This is a genomic window from Cellulomonas sp. (assembly GCF_035634735.1).
Lineage (GTDB): Bacteria > Actinomycetota > Actinomycetes > Actinomycetales > Cellulomonadaceae > Cellulomonas.
Map to the genome: position 1 here is coordinate 1 of NZ_DASQCJ010000099.1, position 2,583 is coordinate 2,583.

General features: G+C 73.8%; 2 protein-coding genes. Both read right to left on the reverse strand.

Annotated features, from left to right (window positions below; translation table 11 throughout):
- The coding region (pcrA, locus tag VER05_RS08700; RefSeq protein WP_324844973.1) for a DNA helicase PcrA at positions 1-2,341 on the reverse strand (2,341 nt) is incomplete at its 3' end.
- A 43-nt stretch (positions 2,342-2,384) separates the two neighbouring features.
- Positions 2,385-2,583, reverse strand: a 199-nt coding sequence (locus tag VER05_RS08705; protein WP_324844974.1) for a hypothetical protein, incomplete at its 5' end; no start/stop codon positions are given.

Genomic DNA, 2,583 nt, shown 5'->3' on the forward strand with positions numbered 1-2,583 from the left:
CGGCGCGGGACGCCGCGGAGCTCTTCTTCCAGCTCTGGGTCGACCCGGACCCCGACCGCTCGCCGTACCCGCCGCCGCCCGAGGCGTACCCCGAGCGCCCGCCCAGGAACCCGCCCGGGCCGCGCAGCCGGTCGTTCGACGACTCGCGCCGCCGCCAGTCGATGAGGTCCTCGGGCAGGTCGTCGAGGAACCGGCTCGGCGGGAACTCGTTCGGCACGCCCCACGCGGTGCGGACCGCGGCGCGGGAGATGTACAGCCGCTGCCGCGCGCGGGTGAGGCCGACGTACGCCAGCCGGCGCTCCTCGGCGAGCTGGTCGGTGTCGGCGAGCGACCGCATGTGCGGGAACGTGCCGTCCTCCATCCCGGTGAGGAACACGACCGGGAACTCCAGGCCCTTGGCCGTGTGCAGGGTCATCAGCGTGATGACGCCCTGGTCCGGCTTCGGCTCGCCGTCCGCGTCGTCGCCGCCGTCGTCGGACGGGATCTGGTCGGAGTCGGCGACCAGCGACACCCGCTCGAGGAAGTCGGCGAGGTCGCCCTCGGGGTCGGACTGCTCGAACTCGCTGGCCACGGCGTGCAGCTCGGCGAGGTTCTCGACCCGGGTCTGGTCCTGCGGGTCCTCGCTCGCGCGCAGCTCCGCCAGGTAGCCGCTGCGGTCGAGCACGACCGACAGGATCTCGGCCGGGCCGGCGCCCGACTCGGTGAGCGCCCGCAGGTCGGACATCATCTCGGCGAACGCCCGGAGCCCGGTGATCGCGCGCGTGCCCAGCCCGGGCACCTCCTCCAGGCGCTCCAGCGCCTGGCCGAAGGAGACGCGCTCGCGCTCCGCGTAGCCCGCGACCATGGCCTCGGACCGGTCGCCGAGCCCGCGCTTGGGCACGTTCAGGATGCGGCGCAGGTTGACGTCGTCGTCGGGGTTGGCGATCGCGCGCAGGTACGCGACGGCGTCCTTGATCTCGCGCCGCTCGTAGAACCGGGTGCCGCCGACGACCTTGTACGGCAGGCCGACGCGGATCAGCACCTCCTCCAGCGCGCGGGACTGAGCGTTGGCCCGGTAGAAGATCGCGACGTCGCCGGGGCGCACGCCGTCGGAGTCGCCGAGGCGGTCGATCTCCTCCGCGACGAACCGCGCCTCCTCGTGCTCGTTGTCGGCGACGTAGGCGACGATCTTCGGCCCGGAGCCGGAGTCGGTCCACAGCCGCTTGGGCTTGCGGCCGGGGTTCTTGCTGATCACCGCGTTGGCGGCGGACAGGATCGTCTGCGTCGAGCGGTAGTTCTGCTCCAGCAGGATGGTCGTGGCGTCCGGGTAGTCGGCCTCGAACTCCATGATGTTGCGGATGCTGGCGCCGCGGAAGGCGTAGATCGACTGGTCCGCGTCGCCGACGACGGTGAGCTCGCCGCGCGGGACCGCGGCGTCCGCGCCCGGGTCCGCCGCGCCGACGCCCGCGAGCTCGCGCACGAGCACGTACTGCGCGTGGTTGGTGTCCTGGTACTCGTCGACCAGCACGTGCCGGAACCGGCGGCGGTAGTGCTCCGCGACGGCCGGGAAGGCCTGCAGCAGGTTCACCGTGGTCATGATGAGGTCGTCGAAGTCGAGGGCGTTCGCCTGGCGCAGCCGCTGCTGGTACCGGGTGTAGACCTGCGCCAGCGCCTGGTCGAAGTCGTTGGACCCGCTCGCCGTGGCCGCGAACGCGTCGGGGTCGACCAGCTCGTCCTTGAGGTTCGAGATCTTGGACTGCAGCGCCTTCGGCGGGTACTTCTTCGGGTCCAGGTCGAGCTCGCGCGCCACGAGGCTCAGCAGCCGCTGCGAGTCCGCGGAGTCGTAGATCGAGAACGACTGCCGCAGGCCGAGGGTCTGCGCCTCGCGGCGCAGGATCCGGACGCACGCCGAGTGGAACGTCGAGACCCACATCATCCGGGCGGACGGGCCCACCAGGGACGCCACGCGCTCGCGCATCTCGGCCGCGGCCTTGTTGGTGAACGTGATCGCCAGGATCTCCCCCGCCCGCGCCTGCCGGGTCGCCAGCAGGTGCGCGATGCGGTGGGTCAGCACGCGGGTCTTGCCGGAGCCGGCGCCGGCGACGATGAGCAGCGGGCCGCCGTGGTGCAGCACCGCGGCGCGCTGCTGCGGGTTGAGGCCGACCAGCAGCGCGTCGGCGTCGATCGACGGCGCGCGGCCGCGGCCCCGGCGGTCGTCGCCGTCCCCGGGCGCGTCGGTGGCCTCGCCCGCACCGGCGCCGTCGCCGGGCTGGTCACCGCGCGGTGGCACGGCGGCCGGCAGGCGACCGAGGTCGGAGAGGGCGAGTCCGGGCAGCGGCAGGTTCTCGAAGAGCGACGTCATGGCAGGGCCAAGCCTAGGCGCCCCCACCGACACCCGCGGCGCCTCACCCCCGGGCCAGCAGCACCTCGCGCAGCGCGGACAGCAGCGACCCTGGCAGGCCCAGCGCCTCCAGGTGCGACAGCCGCACGTGCAGCGGCCGGTCCGACGTCGCCGCGGCCAGCGCCCGGGTCAGCAGGGCGTTCTCGGTCCACGCCCCGCGGAGCACCCGCAGCACCTCGCCGTCGACCGCCGGGCCGGCGAGC